Genomic DNA, 16,744 nt, shown 5'->3' on the forward strand with positions numbered 1-16,744 from the left:
CCCAGTCAATCCCACACAAACAAAACAAAAAAACACACTATCGAGAACACAAACAACCAAACCACAAACCAACCAAACTGGCCGGTTAGGGCAAGTTGCGAGCAAAAAATAAGCGGCGGGAAAGTTTTTCTCCCGCCGGCCTCTGCGCTCGGCAACGAATACAAAGTTACCGCCCCGGGCAGGCAAGGTCAAACCAAATTGCCCAAAAGTAAGCGAAGCCACACAAATTTTAATAAAAAAGGGCATTTACCTGCGTAAATAATCTCCTGGTGGCTAAAAGAACCGCCGCAAACACGAAAATTATTTCGTGTTTGCGGCGGTTAAGGAATAAATCAGGCGGCCGGAGAAAAACTACTGCCGTTTTAAGGGACTGCGATGCTCCAAGGCGGCGTGCAGTTCTTGTACTTGCCCCGGTCCCACCGTAATTAGTTCTTCACATTCCGGGCGGTTAAAAGCATCGGTCATCGCCAGCAGTGGTTCTACCGCTACCGCTATGCCTCGGCGATAGGCCAAATCTTGACCGGTATAGATCTGGAAAGACCCCAGACCTAATCCCTGGCGGGCGCCAATCAACTCTACGGCAGTCTGAGAACCATCTGCATGATCCACCACCGCGGTAGCCACGCCATCTTTTTCTACCAAGGAGGTCATCCCCCAGTCGATGTCCCGGCGATGTACCAAAGTAACTGGGTAAGCCTGGGTGGAAAATCCCTGAACTCCCGGTTTGGGAATCAGATCCTTATCGGTCTGGGTACGCACTTGCGAAGGAACCGTGATCTTGGCAGTGACCGTACTTCCTCCCTGGCACACCAGATAGGGATGCCACCCCAAAGTAATGGGAGCGTCACCTTCCCCATTATTTTTGGCCACTACATCTAGCGAGAGTCGATGAGGGTCAGCGCAGATGCGATAGGTAACTTCCACTTCCACTTCAAAGGGGTAAGCGTCTATCTTTGGTACCTGAACTTTCGCCCGCAGGAAGTCTTCCCCCGACTCTACTAATTCAAAAGGTTGGTCTGCTACCAAACCATGTAGGGCTAGCGGCCCCCCAACGGTCTTGCCTTCAAAATCGTATTCGTGTCCCCCAAAACTATATTTTCCATCCCGCAAACGATTCGACCAGGGGGCCATAACTGCGTTCCGAAAACCGTCTATGCTGCGCAGCTCGTTCTCATCGCGGTACCCGTCAAGGACATGGATAGTACGCTGTTGCAACATTTGCGCACCTTCGGGGGGTACCGCTCCCTCCCAAAGACCTTGAAATTGGTCCTCTACCTGCCAATCCAGGACAGTTGCCCCGATTTTGGCAATTGTTACCGAGTCATTTCCCGCTTTAAGCGTCCAAGTTTCAAAACTCAACTCTGCTCCTTAAAAGTCGATAAGAGGAGTGTGCTCTCGCTATTGCACCCGCGTCTAAAACTCATATGCAATAGCCAGTGCACCTACTTATTTCTTTTTCCTTATCACTACATTTACCAGTTTTGGTTCCCGTACGATCACTTTCAGGGGCTCGCCGCCCTCCAAATTCCGTTTCACCACTTCGGTTTGCAATGCCTGTTTTTCCAGTTCCTCCGCTGAAATCGACTGCGGGACTTGCAACCGATATTTAACTTTGCCGTTAATCTGCACCACCGCAGTGATTTTCTCTTCTACTAGTAAAGATTCATCGGTTACCACTGGGAACGCTTCCCGAGCTAGCGAGGACGAATGTCCGAGTCTGCTCCAAAGCTCCTCGGCAATATGGGGAGCCAGCGGCGAAATCATTAACACCAGTGCCTCCGCTACTTCGCGGGGAACCGCTTTTAGCGAAGTCAAATGGTTGTTGAGTACAATCAGATGCGAAATCACCAGGTTGAGGCGCATTTCCCGATAATCCTCGGTCACTGCTGCGATTGCCTTTGCTAAGGCGCGCTGGGTTTCTAGATCCGGAGCGTCCTCGCTAACAATAACTTCACCCGTGTGTTCATCAATCACGTTGCGCCATAGGCGCTGCAAGAAGCGCTGGGAACCGACCACTGCCCGAGTTTCCCAAGGACGCGACATATCCAGCGGCCCCATCGACATTTCGTAGACTCGGAAAGTATCTGCCCCGTATTCGGCACAAATATCGTCAGGAGTGACGATATTCTTCAAAGATTTACCCATCTTGCCGTATTCCCGCTTGACCGGCTCCCCCTCGTAACTGAAACCGCTGGCTTCATCCCCGGTTACTTCGGAGGCAGGAACATAGGCTCCCCGCTTATCCGTATAGGCATAGGCCTGGATATAGCCTTGGTTAAACAGCTTGTGGAAGGGCTCCAGACTGGATAAATACCCCAGGTCATAAAGGACTTTGTGCCAAAAACGTGCATAGAGCAAGTGCAGAACCGCGTGTTCTACCCCGCCTACATACAGATCGGTACCTCCCGAGGATGCGCCCTCGCGCGGCCCCATCCAGTAGCGTTCATTTTCTGGGTTAGCTAGGAAATTCTTTTCCTGCGGGTCGAGGTAACGCAGCTCATAGCAGCAAGATCCCGCCCAGTTAGGCATCACATTGGTGTCCCGGTAATAGGTTTGTTTGCCCTGCCCCAGATCCAGTTCTACCTTGATCCAATCCTCGGCGCGACCCAGTGGCGCCTCGGGTGAAGAGTCAGCATCATCGGGGGCAAAAGTGCGCGGCGAGAAGTTATCTACCTCTGGTAAATCCAAAGGCAACATCGATTCGGGGAGGGCGTGCACTACTCCCTCCTCGTCATAAACCACCGGGAACGGTTCCCCCCAGTAGCGTTGCCGGGAGAATAACCAATCGCGCAGGCGGTAAGTAGTGGTAGCTTCCCCTAGTCCCGCAGCTTCGAGCCAGGAAGTTATCTTCTTAATGGCCTCGGCTTTACCTAGACCGTTAAGCGAAATCTGGTCATTAGCCGAGTTCTGGATAACCCCGTCCCCAATCCAAGCGGCATCTTTATCCGCATCCGGCGCGGGAGTAATCGTATAGATAATGTCCAGATCGAATTTCTTGGCGAAATCCCAGTCACGCTGGTCATGGGCGGGAACCGCCATAATCGCGCCGGTACCGTAGCCCATCATCACGTAGTCAGCGGTAAAAATAGGAATCGGGCGATTATTAACCGGGTTAGTAGCAAATAGGCCGGTAAATACGCCGGTTTTTTCCCGGGCATCTTCCCCGCGTTCAAGCTCGCTGCGCGCTGCCGCTTGCTTTTGGTAAGCGCGCACTGCCTGCTGCGGATTTTCATATCCTCCGGTCCAGGCCTGCCGGGTACCGGTCGGCCACTGCGCAGGAATCTGGGCGGCTCCCTGGGGAAGTTCGCTTTGCCCCAGTCCGGAAAGTAATGGATGTTCCGGGGCCACCACCATAAAGGTGGCGCCAAATAGAGTATCGGGGCGGGTAGTGTAAACCCGCAGGCTGTCTCCTTCGGTTTGGAAAGAGACCGTGGCTCCATGGGAGCGTCCAATCCAGTTTTCCTGCATAGTGCGTACTTTTTCCGGCCAATCCAAAGTGGCTAGATCCTGGATTAGGCGGTCACCATAGGCGGTAATCCGCATCATCCATTGACGCAAGTGAGAGCGGAATACGGGGAAGTTTCCGCGTTCGGAACGCCCTTCGGAGGTTACTTCCTCGTCAGCTAGAACCGTCCCCAATCCCGGACACCAGTTAACCGGGGCATAAGACAAATATGCTAAGCGATAATCTTCGAGGATATCCTCACGCTGCTTAGCGTTAAGCTCGCTCCACTTCGCCCCCTCGGGAAGGGCTTTTTCCCCGCTGGCAAACTTTTCGATTAGCTCTTTAATAGGACGAGCCGCTCCCCGCCCTCCATCTGGGCGCTTTGCCTCCGGATCGTACCAAGAGTTGAAAATCTGCAAGAAAATCCACTGTGTCCAGCGGTAATAATCCTGGTCGATAGTGGCGAAGGAACGCCGTTCATCATGAGAAAGCCCGATGCGCGCCAATTGCCGATGCATAGTGGCGATATTTTCCCGGGTGGTCTTACGCGGATGCTGCCCGGTGGTTACCGCATACTGCTCCGCTGGCAGACCAAAAGCATCGTATCCCATGGTGTAGAGAACATTCTTGCCTTGCATCCGCTGAAAACGCCCGGTGACATCAGTGGAGATGTAGCCAAGGGGGTGCCCTACGTGTAGTCCTTTACCGGATGGGTAAGGGAACATATCCATCACGAAGAATGATTCTTTTTCCGCCAGGGGGCCAGCTAGGGAACCCACCGGGTTATCAGCATTAAAGGTCCCTTGATCTGACCAGTATTTTTGCCATTTTTCCTCGATTTTTCCTGCCATCTGGGCAGTGTATCGATATGCCGGTATATCGCTGGCGCTGTTGCTCATGGACTGTTTTCTCCCTTCGTTACTCCCTCAAAGCCTACCCCATAATGGACTCCGCCTGATTTTTGTGGGGGCGCTATGAAACCCGCGGCAAAAAACTTATTTACCGCTGGTGAGCATATTTACTGCCCCTGCAGTTGTGTCCCTACCCAATTATCGTGGGATGAGCATAATCAGTGACGTTATAGACACTGCCTTCGCGTTGCAATAGCACCGCCAATACCTGTGCTTTCTTTTGATTATCGCGACTGGCACCCCAGATAACTTTGGCTCCCGAATTCAATTGCAGCTCCACGCTTTCTATCCTCATCGCCTGAGCCTGCGTTATTTTCTGTTTAATCTCCGGCGGCAAGGATTCCAGCACGCTGGCTACTGACTGCCAGCAGTCGCGAGTCTGGCTACCCCGACAAGAATTGGCTGCTGTCACCAATTTTGATACTTCGAAGCCCTTGGCGGGAAATACTTGTCCCTCTAGATCGATCAGGGCTCCCTGCGCGGTTTTAGCCACCGGATTTCGCAGCGTTAAATGCACCGCGATTCCCCGGGGAAACTCCCGTTTAACCTGTATCTGTTTAATCCACGGATTTTCTTTTTTTAGCGTGGAGGAAACCCGACTGGTGGGCACCCGCAGCAAGGGTTTACCCGCATAGGCCGAGAGTTCATCTTTTATCTGCTTCGCGGGAACTTGCGCACTGGCACCCACTACTCGCGTTTTTCCCGGATCGTAGGAAAACACTGGAGAAAACCAAAACAGATATCCCAAAGCCGCCACGACTATTACGATTAGCGCTCCGATACCGCCGCGTCGCAGTTTCTTACGCCGATTGATCTGCGCGACTTCTTCGCGTCGCTGCGCCAGCCCGCTAGAGACCACTGCCCGATCTTTGGAAGCTAAAGTTACCTGCCGGGACCGCGGCCGGGACACCGCTGTTTCACTGCTACCGTTTCCCTGCCGACGACCGCTACGCACCCGAGTATTTTTTGATACTTCGGTGGCTTTGGACCGCCGCGAAAAAGAAGATTTGCGAGAAGTCACTGCCCAAACCTCTGGGCTAAAACGTTAAGAATAAGCAGGCCGGCCACTGTCACATCTCCAGCTCCTACAGTCAGGATCAGATCTCCTGGCCTAGCCGCATTAGCGAGGGCGCGGGCCGCCTCATCGCGCTCTCCAATATAGGAGCCACGCTGCATTTTTTCGGTAATTAGCTGAGAGGTTACCCCGGCAATCGGGTCCTCGCGTGCCCGGTAAATGTCACAAACTATCACCTGATCTGCCAGGTCGAGAGCCCGGGCAAAACGGGGGGCAAAATTACGGGTACGCGAATATAAATGCGGCTGAAATAAGACTAGAACCCTTCCTCCGGCGGCAGCTTCGCGTGCCTGGTGCATCAGCGCTTCCACCTCGGTGGGGTGATGGGCATAGTCATCAATTACCCGGATGCCCCCTACTTCGCCTTTGGTTTCAAAACGGCGCGCGGTTCCCTCAAAGTCTCCTAAAACCCGGGCAGTTTCTGAGGCAGAAAAACCCGCAACTTTCGCGCCCAAGAAGACTGCGGCCGCGTTCAATAGGTTGTGTCGTCCCGGCATCGGCAGGCGTACCGAAGTAGTTTCCCCGGCCACTACGAAATCTGCAGATACCGAGGTCGGATCTTCCGCATGTGGCTTAATCAGGCAAAACTCATCTAGCTTGAGAGAGGACGATTCTATCCCATACCCGAAAATTTGGATTTGAGCTGCCTCAGATCCTTCAGGCAACGAGCGCAGGCGCTGAACCAGCTGGACGCAACCGGGATCGTCAGTACAAACAATTAGGGTTCCACCTGGTTTAATACAGTTACTGAAATCAAAAAATGCTTCCGCAAATTTCTCCGCAGAACCATAATTATCGAGGTGATCGGGCTCAATATTGGTAATAATCGCCACCTGGGGCCGGTAGTTAAGGAAAGAACCATCGGATTCGTCGGCCTCGGCAATAAAGTATTCGCCTTTACCCAGATGGGCGCCGGTTTGGTAGTGGCGGACTATCCCGCCGACTGCAAAAGAAGGATCCGCCCCGAGTTGAGAAAGAGTTTGTGCCATCATTCCCGAGGTAGTGGTCTTTCCATGAGCGCCGGCAACGGCTACGAACTTGCGGTCGGCGGAGGCTAAGGCAAGTGCTTGGGAACGATGCATAAACTCGCAACCTGCGGCTTTACCGGCAGCAAATTCGGGATTATTAGGGCGAATCGCACTGGAATAGACGATAGTCATTTCCGGCGTAATCAGCTGTGGCCGGGTGCCCACCCAGCATTCGACTCCCAGCTCCCGCAGTTTCTTTAAGTTATCGGATTCGCTTTGATCCGAGCCAGTCAGTTCCCAGCCGCGCGCCACAAAAAGCTGCGCCACTACGGACATTCCTGCTCCCCCGACCCCAATGAAATGATATTTCTTCTCGCTCATCGATTTACTTCCTCTGCGATTTGCGCCAGTTTCTCCGCGGCATCAATCCCCTCTTCCGGCAGTGCCCGCGCCATCTGTGCTAGACGCTCGGGTGCCAACAGCAGCGGGATTACCTTGCCGGTTACGAAACTGGCGTCAAACTTGGCGTTATCTACAAGCAGGGCGCCGCCACTTTTCACCGCATCTTCGGCGTTAAGCCGCTGCTCTCCGTTTCCAATCGGGAGTGGTACGTAAACTGCCGGTAGTGCTAAAGCAGTCATCTCCGCAACGGTACCCGCCCCGGAACGACAAACTACCAGGTCAGCAGCCGCTAATGCCCGCTCCATATCAACTAGGTAATCTAAGATACGATAACGCGACTTTAGGGATTCGGGAAGAGCGCGTCGGACCGGCTCATCCTTTCCTTTCCCGGTTAGATGAATTACCTGAATATTCTCGGGCAGTTGCGCCGCTGCCTCCTGCAGCGCTTGATTTAGCGAAAGCGCCCCCAAAGACCCGCCGGTGACCAGTAAGGTTGGCAACTGCGGATCAAGGTCGAACGACTGCAGTGCCGCCGCCCGCTGACGTTGTTTTTCCTGCGGGTCCTGCCGCCTCTTGGCCAGCTCTGCGATCTCTGGACGCAAGGGCAAACCGATACACCTGGTTTTCCCTTTCTTGGCCTGCAGTTTCGTAGAGGGAAAAGTTAAAGCCACCGCTTTCGCCCAGCGTGCCCCTAAACGGTTAGCCAAACCGGGACGGGCATTCTGTTCATGAATTACCAGCGGAACTTGCATGCGGCGCGCCGCAAAATAGGCGGGAGTAGAGACATATCCTCCAAATCCCAGAACTACCCCCACCTGTTTTTCTCGGATTAGGGATTCTATTTTCCTTACCGTTGCCCGCATTCGGGTAGGAATAGTAAAAAACTGCAAAGAAGGACGGCGCGGCAAGGGTATCCGGGGAATATAGTGCAAATCGAAGCCGGCAGCGGGTACTAGCTCGGTCTCTTTGCCTTCCCTCGTACCAATAATCGTGACGTCCCAGCCTTGATCTCGCAGGCAGCGGGCAGCAGCCAGCAGCGGGTTGACATGACCGGCGGTTCCCCCTCCGGCTAAAAGTACCGATCTATTATTTTCCATCGCGTTTTTCCAATCTGACGGCTCTGCTGGTACGCAAATATTTTGGCCTACGGGCGACTGCCGCGGCCAGTCCCGGTTCTGCTCGCAGGTAGCTGAAGAGCACCCCCATTTGTATCAGGGTAGCTAGCGCGGTAGAGCCTCCCGATGAAACCAATGGCAACGGAACTCCCACGACCGGTAAGAATCCGATCACTACCATGATGTTTATCAGGGCTTGCGCAACTATCCACCCTAGGGTGCCGGCCGCGCATAGTCGAGTAGCGAAGTTCGTGGAATTAATAATTAGCCGGCAAAGCACCCAGGCGAGCAACCCAAAAAGCACCAGTACCAAGAGCGTGCCGAATAGCCCGAATTCTTCGCCCAAAATTGCGTAAATAAAGTCGGTATGGGCCTCCGGTAGATAGTTCCATTTCTGGCGAGAAGCTCCCGGTCCCACCCCGGTAAGTCCTCCGGTGCCCAATCCCCATTTCGCGCGTAATGGTTGCAAACCAGACCCCGTTGGATTCGCTTGGGAGGGGTTTAAGAAGGAGAACACCCGGCTTCTACGGGAAGAAGAACTAAGTACCGCGGCCACCGCGCCCACCGCAAGTAGGCCGATCCCCATCCCTAACCAGCGCAGAGAAATACCCGCAACTAGCAATACACACAGCAAGATAGAAACGAAAATTAGTAGGGTTCCCATATCGTGGCCGGCCATCACCGCGGCCACAATAATCACGAAAGGTAGACCCACCCATTTGAGGAGATCGCTAAGGGAGTCTATCCGACATCTTCCGCTGATAAATACGGTGATTAAAAGTAAAATGAAAGCTACTTTCAGAAACTCTGAAGGCTGTAATACCTGGTTGATGCCGGGAATATAAACCCAGTTGCGGTTACCGCCCTGGCCACGACCCAAGGGGCTAAAAACCGCTAATTGCCCCGCCACGGCCAGCGGGAATATTAGAACTAACGCAGCTTTTTCAAAAAACCCGGCAGGTAAACGCGAAATGAAAATCATCGCTAAGAAACCCACCGCCATAATCAGCAACGGGCGCGCCACGCCCCAATAGGGACTGGTACCCGCAGACAGTTCCAAGATTACCGAGGCAGAAAACTGCATCATTAATCCAATTACCGAAAGCGCAATAATTAAGAACCACAACGTTTGATAGTTAAATAAGGGGGTATTCGTTATCGACCGCCACAGGCTAAGTAGTTTCCGTTTTCCTTCCGGGTCATCTGAACGGAAAGCCTCTGCCCGCTGAACTTTGATCCGCGGAATTTTTCCCCTAAGTTTTGTTACCGAGTGCTCGCGATGATTCTTTTTACTTCCAGCTTTTGTCCGCGCCACCATTACTATCCCTCCAAACGGGACACGGCCTTAGCAAAAGCTTCCCCTCGCTGGGAATAGTTTTCAAACTGATCCCAGGAGGCACAAGCAGGAGCCAGAATTACTTTATCTCCAGGGCGAGAGAGCGCTACTGCTTCGTTTGCCACCGAGAACATCATGTCATCGTGACCGGTGACTTCAACTACTGGAATATTAGGCGCGTATTTTGCTAGCGCCTCACGCAAAGCCGAGCGATCTTCCCCGATCAAAACTACCCCTCGTAAACAGGCGGCAACCTCTTGAATTAGTTGATCAAAGGATTGTCCCTTCGCATCGCCGCCAGCTATCCACACCACTGAGGAAGGGGGCATTCCTGCCAAAGATGCTGCCGCGGCATGAGTGTTGGTGGCTTTGGAATCATCTATCCAAGTGACCTGCGCCGCCTGACCTACGGTGGCTCGCCGATGTGCCTGGGGGACGAAGCCTCGTATTCCGTCCCGCACGGCCTCGGGGGCTACCCCTAGGGCGCGGGTGAGACCAGCGGCCGCTAAGGCATCTTGCAAAACCGTTAGCCCGGGCTCTCCCTGGTAATAGCGAAAATCTCCCATCCCTACTAGTGCCACTGCCTCTTTATAAGGATTAGGGCTATAAGCCCGATCTACCAGCATATTTTCCACGATCCCCAACTGGTAAATATCGGGGGTGCCGCTGGTAAAACCGATCGCTCGGCATCCCTCATTAACATCGGATGCTAGCGCCAAGTCCAAAGTCTGGGGATCTTGTTGATTATAGAGGACGGCTTTTTGGGCACGCTCATAGACCCGAGCCTTGGCGGCCACGTAGGCTGCCTGGCTCCCGTGCCAATCCAGATGGTCAGCATCAATATTTAAACATACTGCAGCCAGCGGAGATAATGTTCTAATGGTGTAAAGCTGGAAACTGGATAGTTCTACCGCTAAGGCCTCGGCCTTAGCCTGGGCAGCCGCCAAAACCACCGGGGAACCCACATTTCCGACTGCTAGCGCGTCATAACCCGCAGCCTGCAAGATAGACTGGGTCATCCCTACGGTAGTGGTTTTACCGTTAGTGCCGGTAACGGTTAGCCAGGGGATGTCCGGGCGCGAAGTAGCGGTTTTTTGGATCTGCCAAGCCAGTTCGACTTCTCCCCACAGTTCCACCTGGTGTTTTTGTGCCCAAGCGAAAGCACTATGACGAGGAGGTACCCCGGGACTGACCACTAGCAAGGAGGGAGCTACCTGGTCCAATAAATCAGCGCAGCTATCCGCATCGGCCTGATAAAAATGAGCCTGCCGATACTCCTGCGAGCAGGAGGCAACCGCTTCTTCTTGGCTGTCTATCCCAAATACCTTCGCTCCCAAGGTGGAAAGCACTTCACAGCAGGCTTTACCTGATGACCCCAGACCAATAATGCAGATATCACGACCTGCCCAATTTTGGTTTGTCACTTGATTGCAACCACCCATTCTGCATAGAACATGGCTACACCTACGATCGCGAACAGTCCCGCAATAATCCAGAACCTAACCACAATCGTTACTTCTTTCCATCCTTTTAGCTCGAAATGGTGATGCAGGGGCGCCATTTTAAAAACCCGTTTTCGGGTAAGTTTAAATACCCCCACTTGGATCACATCTGACATCACGATCACTACAAACAGCCCGCCAATAATTAGGGCGAGGAACTCGGTACGAGTCAAGATCGATAGCCCCGCGAAGGCTCCGCCCAAGGCGAGAGAACCGGTATCCCCCATGAAAATCTGGGCCGGAGAAGTGTTCCACCAGAGAAAACCAAAGCAGGCGCCCACAATCGCCAGTGAGATTATCGCCAAATCTGCCGGGTCTCGCACCTCGTAGCAGGCATCAGCTACTTTAGGCACTACCCCGCTAAGCGGACAGCGCTGATAGTACTGCCAGGTAGCAACCCCGGTGTAGGCTCCGAAAGCAAACAGACAGGCACCGGAGGCTAAACCGTCTAAACCATCGGTAAGGTTAACCCCGTTCGACCAGGCCGCAATCAAAAAGTTAGACCACAGCGCGAACAGGATAAACGCTACTACCGTACCGGCGAACGCTAAATCCAGCCAACTGACATCGCGAACCACTGAAATCTTAGTAGACGCCGGGGTAATAGCGATTCCGGATTCATCGCGGCGGGGAAACAGTAGCGCCAGTACCCCGAAAGTTGTTCCCACTGCCAGTTGACCGGCAATCTTCGCCCAGGGTGTTAATCCCAAGGAACGTTGGCGAGAGATCTTAATGTAGTCATCCAGGAACCCGATCAGTCCTAGCCCCAATATCAGTAGCATCAATAGCCAGCCCGAGGGCGAGGGGAATGTCCACGAAGCAATGTGCGCTACCACCCAGCCGCAAACGGTCGCCAAAATGATGACCAGACCGCCCATAGTGGGAGTGCCGCGCTTAGTGTAATGAGCGGTGGGACCGTCCTTGCGAATGAACTGACCGTATTGATGCTTACGTAAAAGACGAATAAGTACCGGAGTTCCCGCCAGCGAAATAACCAGGGAGGTTAATAGCGCTATTCCTAAAGGCACCATTAGCTGTTGCTACCTCCTGTTAAAGCGTCTGCAATTTTCCAGACCCCGGAACCATTTGATCCTTTAATCAATACCGTATCGCCGGGAGCAAGCACCTGCTTAACCACTGTAAGTGCTTCCTGAGCATTTTCGCAGTGTTGGGCATCGGCGTGGTCTAAAACAGTCTGGTAAATCGGCTTAGCAGCATTCCCCACGGTGATTACTGTTCCTATTCCTGCTTCTAAACAAGCTTCGCCCACCAGGTGGTGATGATTCTCGGAATCTGCCCCCAGCTCCAGCATTTCTCCCAAGACTGCCACTGCTCGTCCTCGCCCCTTAGCTTGTGCCAGGGTCTTTAAAGTGGTGATTCCCGAACGCATAGAATCCAAATTCGCGTTGTAGGAATCGTCTATCACGGTAATATCAGATCCAATTTCCACCACGTCCAGGCGATGCTGCGATAAGGGACGGGCATTTTCGAGTACGCGGGCGGCGGCTGCGAGAGGAATCCCCAGCTCGGTAGCAGCACTCACTGCCGCCAAAGCATTCGATACGTTATGCCTGCCTACCAGCCCTAACTTCACTTTTATGCTTTGAGAGCCCCGGGTCATTAAGAAAGAGGGCCGGCCATCGCTATCTACCTGCACCTGGGAGGCATAAACTCCGGTTGTATTAGTAGTATCTGCTTCCGCCTCATCAACGGCTAATTCTCCAAAATAGCGAACCTGCTTCCCGAAAGCCATTTGGCACACTCTTCGATCACTGCGGTTCAAAATAGCTAAAGAGGGATTCCCGCTTTCGACAGGATAGCTCTCCCGATAACCATCTTGCCCAAAAACTGCGCGTGCCTGCTCCGCTGCCGCACTCAGCGGCCAATACCGCTGCCCCTGAAAGTTTCGCAGCCCCCAAAGCAGTTCCGCCTTGGCTTGCGCCAGCCCCTCAATATCGCCAAATCCCCCCAAATGGGCATGGCCCACCATCAGCTCAATTGCCAGGTCTAGAGGAGCAATTTCGGTTAGTAGCGCCAGGTGTCCGGGTCCAGATGCTCCCATTTCGAGCACTAGAAAATCGGTATTTTCATCAGCGCGCAGAATAGTCAGCGGCACCCCTACCTCATTATTGTAGGATTTCTCCGGAGCTACTACCTGACCTTTAAGTTGCAGCAGGCTAGCGAGTAAATCCTTAGTGGTGGTTTTACCCGCTGAACCGGTGATCCCCACACAAATTGGCCGCTCTCCGGCGCCTTTCTGCCGCAAAAAAGCTAAATGTTCATGCGCTAACCACCCTAGGGCGCGGGTCGCTTCTACAACCTGCACATAGGGAATACCGACCTGTTCAGCAGGTTCTTTCCGCTCAACGATGGCGGCAGCTGCACCCGCTCGTAAGGCCGCTTCCAGATAGTCATGCCCATCGGAATTTTCTCCGCGACGAGCTACATATAAATCCCCCGGCTGCACCTCACGGGAATCGGTAACTACCCTTCCGGCGATTTTAGTATCTGCATACTTACACGGCTGGTTCAGGGCCTCCGCAATCCAACCCAATGTCCACATTAGTTAGCTCCTAGTTCCGAGTTCTCTTCTAAGGATAGCTAGTGAGCATCAATTGGATAAAGCTGCGGCTTAGTAGTTGAGGGAGGAACGTCCAATAAAGTTAATGCCTGCGCCGCTATCTGTGAAAATACCGGCCCGGCAACTACGCCCCCATAAATTCCTGATTTTGGTTGATAAATAATCACCGACACCGCAATTTCGGGATTCTCGGCAGGCGCCAGGCCGATGAAAGAGGCCACTACCCCTTTGGAGCCACCTCCGGCAGAAATAATTTCACTAGTTCCGGTTTTACCGGCACTTCGATAGCCGGGGACTTGAGCTTTCTTAGCAGTCCCTTCATCACTGGTGACCGATTCCATCATCCGCACCAGGGTGGCGGCCACGTTTTGGTCTAACTTTTGGGTGGCCACCGGAACTTTTGGCTTTTCAGGAATCCCCTGCGAGTCTTCATATTCGGAAACGATCCGCGGGGCTATATACACGCCATGGTTAGCGATAGTAGAGATCAGAGCAGATATTTGCAGCGGGGTACACGCCATTCCCTGCCCAAACATAGTGGTCATCCGCTGACGTCCGTCCCAACTCTTCGGACTACCGATTATCCCCGCAGATTCCCCGGGCATTTCGATTCCAGTTTTTCGCCCCAATCCCAAAGCTTGCATCATCTGGTATCTTTGCTGATCAGTAACCATTTGTCCGATTTGAACGGTGCCGGTATTTGAAGACTCAGCCAAAATCCCGGAGGCAGTTAAGTTCATAGTGGGATGGGAATGGGAATCTCTAAAGGACTGACCGGCGATAGTTATCTGATAGGGGGAGCTTACCGGAGTAAGCGGGGTGATTTTCTTTTGTTCCAAGGCGGTAGCGAAAGTAACCAGTTTTCCGCTCGAACCCGGCTCGTATGTGTACTGTACTGCTCGCGATCCGGTGGTTCCCGAAGTCCGTTTCCGGACCAGCTCGGGAGGCTCATTTCCGGAATCTGCCAGCGCCAAAATCTGACCCGTACCTACCCGCTGTACGATCGCGGTTCCCCAGGTAGCCCCAAAATCCGCTACCTGTTTATTAACCACCTCTTCCGCGATATTTTGTAGATCCGCATCGATAGTTAAGCGTACGGTTTTACCCGGGATCGCCGGCTGCAGAACATCAGAGCCACCCGGAATAACCTGTCCCGAGGGTGAAATCTCTGCCACCCGCTCGCCGGGGACTCCGGCCAGTTGTTTGTTTTGTGTTGCCTCGATACCCGCCTGGCCGACTTGGTCAAAGTCGGTAAAACCTAGAATCGAGGAGGCGGTGGGGCCATTGGGATAGTCTCGGCGATATCGTAATTCGCCATCGATACCTTCTATTTTTAGCTTCCGGATCTTCCGCCAGTTCTCGGCACTAACATTTTTGGCCAGGTAGACGAAACCGCGTTTGCCCACCATTTTGCCCCCCAGCACCGCCGGGTTCATCTTTAAAATTGGCGCTAGTTGCCGCGCAGCTTCGGCGGCACCCGTTCCCACAATTTTCTTTTCATTACGCGGGTCACGCAGTTTAGTTTTATCGGTAACTATTTTTCCGTGCGGGTCAAATACCTCGCGATGAACATATCCTTTCACCAGTTTCTGGTTAACGGACACGTTATAGACCTCAATCGAGGTTGCCAGCACCGTCCCTTTCCGATCTATGACGTCTCCCCGCTTAGGGACAATTTCAGCAGATACAGTGCGTGCTTGCCTGGCCGCGTCAGTGAGAGCGGGCGCTTGGATTACCTGCAATTCGAATAATCTAGCGCTACACAGCACCAAGAGAAAAGACACAATCACCAGTAGCAGTCGCCCGCGTTTGCTAGCTGCTTTGCTTGCTATCCCGCCCGTCACGTAGGACTTAGCATCGCGACCGTGTCCCTCTTGATCTGGCAACTTTGTCCGGTCAGCAATAGTTTTTTTCCTTTGCGAAGAAGCGTTCTTCGCCTGCGAATAGCTTCGCTTCTTCCCTACCATAGATCTCTTTTATTCCTTAGCTGCCGAAATCGGAGGAGTACCTCCCTCAATTTTGCTTGTTTTCAGAGTAACGTATCCGGTCTCTCCCGCCGGGACATACCCGGCATCCAATGCCGCTTTCCGTACCCTCTCGGGGCTGGACTTCAGGTTTACCTGGGATTGTACCCGCTGATTATCTTCTTTTATTTGTGCGAGCTGCACCTGGTCGTCATGGATCTGGTAAGAGATAATCGCCAATTGCGTATTGATCAGCAATGGAGAAACAATCAGAGCCACCAAAGTTAAGGCAGCCGCAAAGAGTTTTGCCACCAGGGGCGATCGTTTCTTCAGGGTCGGATCTTCCCCAACTATTCGTAAGCGATTCTGCTTTTGAGCGCGAATCGGCCTCCTCTTAAATGGGGCTTTCTGTCTGAGAGCGGCGGAATTAGGCATTTTAGTCCCCGTTCCTTTCTGCTGATTCAATTAACTTCGCAATCGCTCGCAACCGCACCGATGCGGCGCGAGGATTTCTGGTTACTTCTGTTTCTCCGGCTTTTTCGGCTCCGTTGATCAAAAGTTCGAAGTGCGGTGTTTCGCGTACCGGAATCCCTTCCAGGCTCGCCGGCGCTGCTACCTGTTGAAATGCGTGTTTAACTATCCGATCCTCGAGGGATTGGTAAGCTTCCACCACCATCACCCCTCCGGGAGCGAGGCTCTCGAGGGCGCGGGGCACCGCAGCTTTTAGGATGCTCAGTTCTTGATTAACTGCTATCCGCAAGGCCTGGAAAGTTCTTTTAGCTGGATTACCCCCCGTGCGGCGCGCAGGAGCGGGTATAGCTGCTCGTACGATTTCTACCAGCTGCGAGGAGGAAGTGAGCGGAGTTTCTTCTCGCTTCTGGACTATAGCCCGGGCAATTCGCGAAGCAAACTTTTCTTCTCCCGCCTCTCGCAAAATCTTAGTAAGTTCAGAGGCCGAAAGCTCAGAGAGTAAATCAGCAGCAGTTTTACCCTGGCTTTGATCCATCCGCATATCTAACTCGGCTTCGCGCGCATAGCTAAAACCGCGCTCAGCATCGTCGAGCTGCAGCGAAGAAACTCCCAAATCCATCAGAATCCCAGCTAAAGGATATTTTTCATCAAAATAGGCATCCGCCACTTGTCCGATAGCATCATAGGTGGCGTGGACTGCCGTGAAGCGAGCAGAATAGTCGCGCAGGCGCCTGCTGGCCCTTGCTAATGCCTGCTTATCCCGGTCGATTCCGATCAAATGAACCTGAGGATAGGTTTGTAAAATAAGTTCACTGTGCCCTCCCAACCCTAAGGTGGCGTCGATAATCAGGGCGTTCCCTTCGTTTCCCGCTTTCTTAATCCCTTTCCCCAAGAGCGCGACGCAGCGCTCAGCCAGCACTGGCTGGTGGGTAAAATTGGTACTAAGAGACATGTTTTCCTTTGGAAGGGTGGGA

General features: G+C 53.1%; 13 protein-coding genes. All 13 read right to left on the reverse strand.

What is annotated here, in order from left to right:
* Window positions 1-222: hypothetical protein (locus AC1EKS_RS04910; RefSeq protein WP_481010276.1), on the reverse strand; the 222-nt coding region annotated here is incomplete at its 3' end.
* A 129-nt stretch (window positions 223-351) separates the two neighbouring features.
* Window positions 352-1,359, reverse strand: coding sequence for an aldose epimerase family protein (locus tag AC1EKS_RS04915; RefSeq protein ID WP_481009896.1), 1,008 nt, complete (start codon window positions 1,357-1,359; stop codon window positions 352-354).
* Window positions 1,360-1,446: 87 nt separating this feature from the next.
* Window positions 1,447-4,344 (reverse strand): leucine--tRNA ligase, encoded by a 2,898-nt coding sequence (locus AC1EKS_RS04920; RefSeq protein WP_481008988.1) that lies wholly within the window; start codon window positions 4,342-4,344, stop codon window positions 1,447-1,449.
* A 142-nt stretch (window positions 4,345-4,486) separates the two neighbouring features.
* Window positions 4,487-5,377 carry a cell division protein FtsQ/DivIB gene (locus AC1EKS_RS04925; RefSeq protein WP_481008989.1) on the reverse strand — a complete coding sequence of 297 codons (891 nt, stop codon included), beginning with the start codon at window positions 5,375-5,377 and terminating at the stop codon, window positions 4,487-4,489.
* Window positions 5,374-6,780, reverse strand: coding sequence for a UDP-N-acetylmuramate--L-alanine ligase (murC, locus tag AC1EKS_RS04930; protein ID WP_481008990.1), 1,407 nt, complete (start codon window positions 6,778-6,780; stop codon window positions 5,374-5,376). Before murC ends, AC1EKS_RS04925 begins: the two co-directional genes overlap by 4 nt.
* Window positions 6,777-7,898, reverse strand: coding sequence for an undecaprenyldiphospho-muramoylpentapeptide beta-N-acetylglucosaminyltransferase (gene murG, locus AC1EKS_RS04935; RefSeq protein ID WP_481008991.1), 1,122 nt, complete (start codon window positions 7,896-7,898; stop codon window positions 6,777-6,779). The genes murC and murG overlap by 4 nt, the downstream gene beginning before the upstream one ends.
* Window positions 7,888-9,234: an FtsW/RodA/SpoVE family cell cycle protein gene (locus AC1EKS_RS04940; RefSeq protein ID WP_481008992.1), complete on the reverse strand. Its 1,347-nt coding sequence runs from the start codon at window positions 9,232-9,234 to the stop codon at window positions 7,888-7,890. Before AC1EKS_RS04940 ends, murG begins: the two co-directional genes overlap by 11 nt.
* A gap of 2 nt (window positions 9,235-9,236) precedes the next feature.
* Window positions 9,237-10,676 carry a UDP-N-acetylmuramoyl-L-alanine--D-glutamate ligase gene (gene murD / locus AC1EKS_RS04945; RefSeq protein ID WP_481008993.1) on the reverse strand — a complete coding sequence of 480 codons (1,440 nt, stop codon included), beginning with the start codon at window positions 10,674-10,676 and terminating at the stop codon, window positions 9,237-9,239.
* Complete coding sequence (gene mraY / locus AC1EKS_RS04950) at window positions 10,673-11,785, reverse strand: phospho-N-acetylmuramoyl-pentapeptide-transferase (RefSeq protein ID WP_481008994.1); 1,113 nt, start codon at window positions 11,783-11,785, stop codon at window positions 10,673-10,675. Before mraY ends, murD begins: the two co-directional genes overlap by 4 nt.
* Entirely contained in the window at window positions 11,785-13,317 is a 1,533-nt protein-coding gene (locus tag AC1EKS_RS04955; protein WP_481008995.1) for a UDP-N-acetylmuramoyl-tripeptide--D-alanyl-D-alanine ligase, read from the reverse strand. The genes mraY and AC1EKS_RS04955 overlap by 1 nt, the downstream gene beginning before the upstream one ends.
* A gap of 38 nt (window positions 13,318-13,355) precedes the next feature.
* Window positions 13,356-15,302 carry a peptidoglycan D,D-transpeptidase FtsI family protein gene (locus AC1EKS_RS04960; RefSeq protein ID WP_481008996.1) on the reverse strand — a complete coding sequence of 649 codons (1,947 nt, stop codon included), beginning with the start codon at window positions 15,300-15,302 and terminating at the stop codon, window positions 13,356-13,358.
* A gap of 9 nt (window positions 15,303-15,311) precedes the next feature.
* Window positions 15,312-15,611 (reverse strand): hypothetical protein, encoded by a 300-nt coding sequence (locus AC1EKS_RS04965; RefSeq protein ID WP_481010277.1) that lies wholly within the window; start codon window positions 15,609-15,611, stop codon window positions 15,312-15,314.
* Between the two features lie 124 nt (window positions 15,612-15,735).
* On the reverse strand, window positions 15,736-16,722 hold the full coding sequence (gene rsmH / locus AC1EKS_RS04970) for a 16S rRNA (cytosine(1402)-N(4))-methyltransferase RsmH (protein ID WP_481008998.1): 987 nt from the start codon (window positions 16,720-16,722) through the stop codon (window positions 15,736-15,738).
* Between the last annotated feature and the right edge of the window lie 22 nt (window positions 16,723-16,744).

This window comes from Varibaculum sp. C0165D1 (assembly GCF_056590355.1).

What these genes read in the sequence shown, in the direction of transcription:
- AC1EKS_RS04920 (WP_481008988.1), bottom strand. Translation starts at nt 4,344, where the DNA reads ATGAGCAACAGCGCCAGCGATATACCGGCATATCGATACACTGCCCAG.
- murC (WP_481008990.1), bottom strand. Translation starts at nt 6,780, where the DNA reads ATGAGCGAGAAGAAATATCATTTCATTGGGGTCGGGGGAGCAGGAATG.
- murG (WP_481008991.1), bottom strand. Translation starts at nt 7,898, where the DNA reads ATGGAAAATAATAGATCGGTACTTTTAGCCGGAGGGGGAACCGCCGGT.
- AC1EKS_RS04940 (WP_481008992.1), bottom strand. Translation starts at nt 9,234, where the DNA reads ATGGTGGCGCGGACAAAAGCTGGAAGTAAAAAGAATCATCGCGAGCAC.
- mraY (WP_481008994.1), bottom strand. Translation starts at nt 11,785, where the DNA reads ATGGTGCCTTTAGGAATAGCGCTATTAACCTCCCTGGTTATTTCGCTG.
- AC1EKS_RS04955 (WP_481008995.1), bottom strand. Translation starts at nt 13,317, where the DNA reads ATGTGGACATTGGGTTGGATTGCGGAGGCCCTGAACCAGCCGTGTAAG.
- AC1EKS_RS04960 (WP_481008996.1), bottom strand. Translation starts at nt 15,302, where the DNA reads ATGGTAGGGAAGAAGCGAAGCTATTCGCAGGCGAAGAACGCTTCTTCG.
- rsmH (WP_481008998.1), bottom strand. Translation starts at nt 16,722, where the DNA reads ATGTCTCTTAGTACCAATTTTACCCACCAGCCAGTGCTGGCTGAGCGC.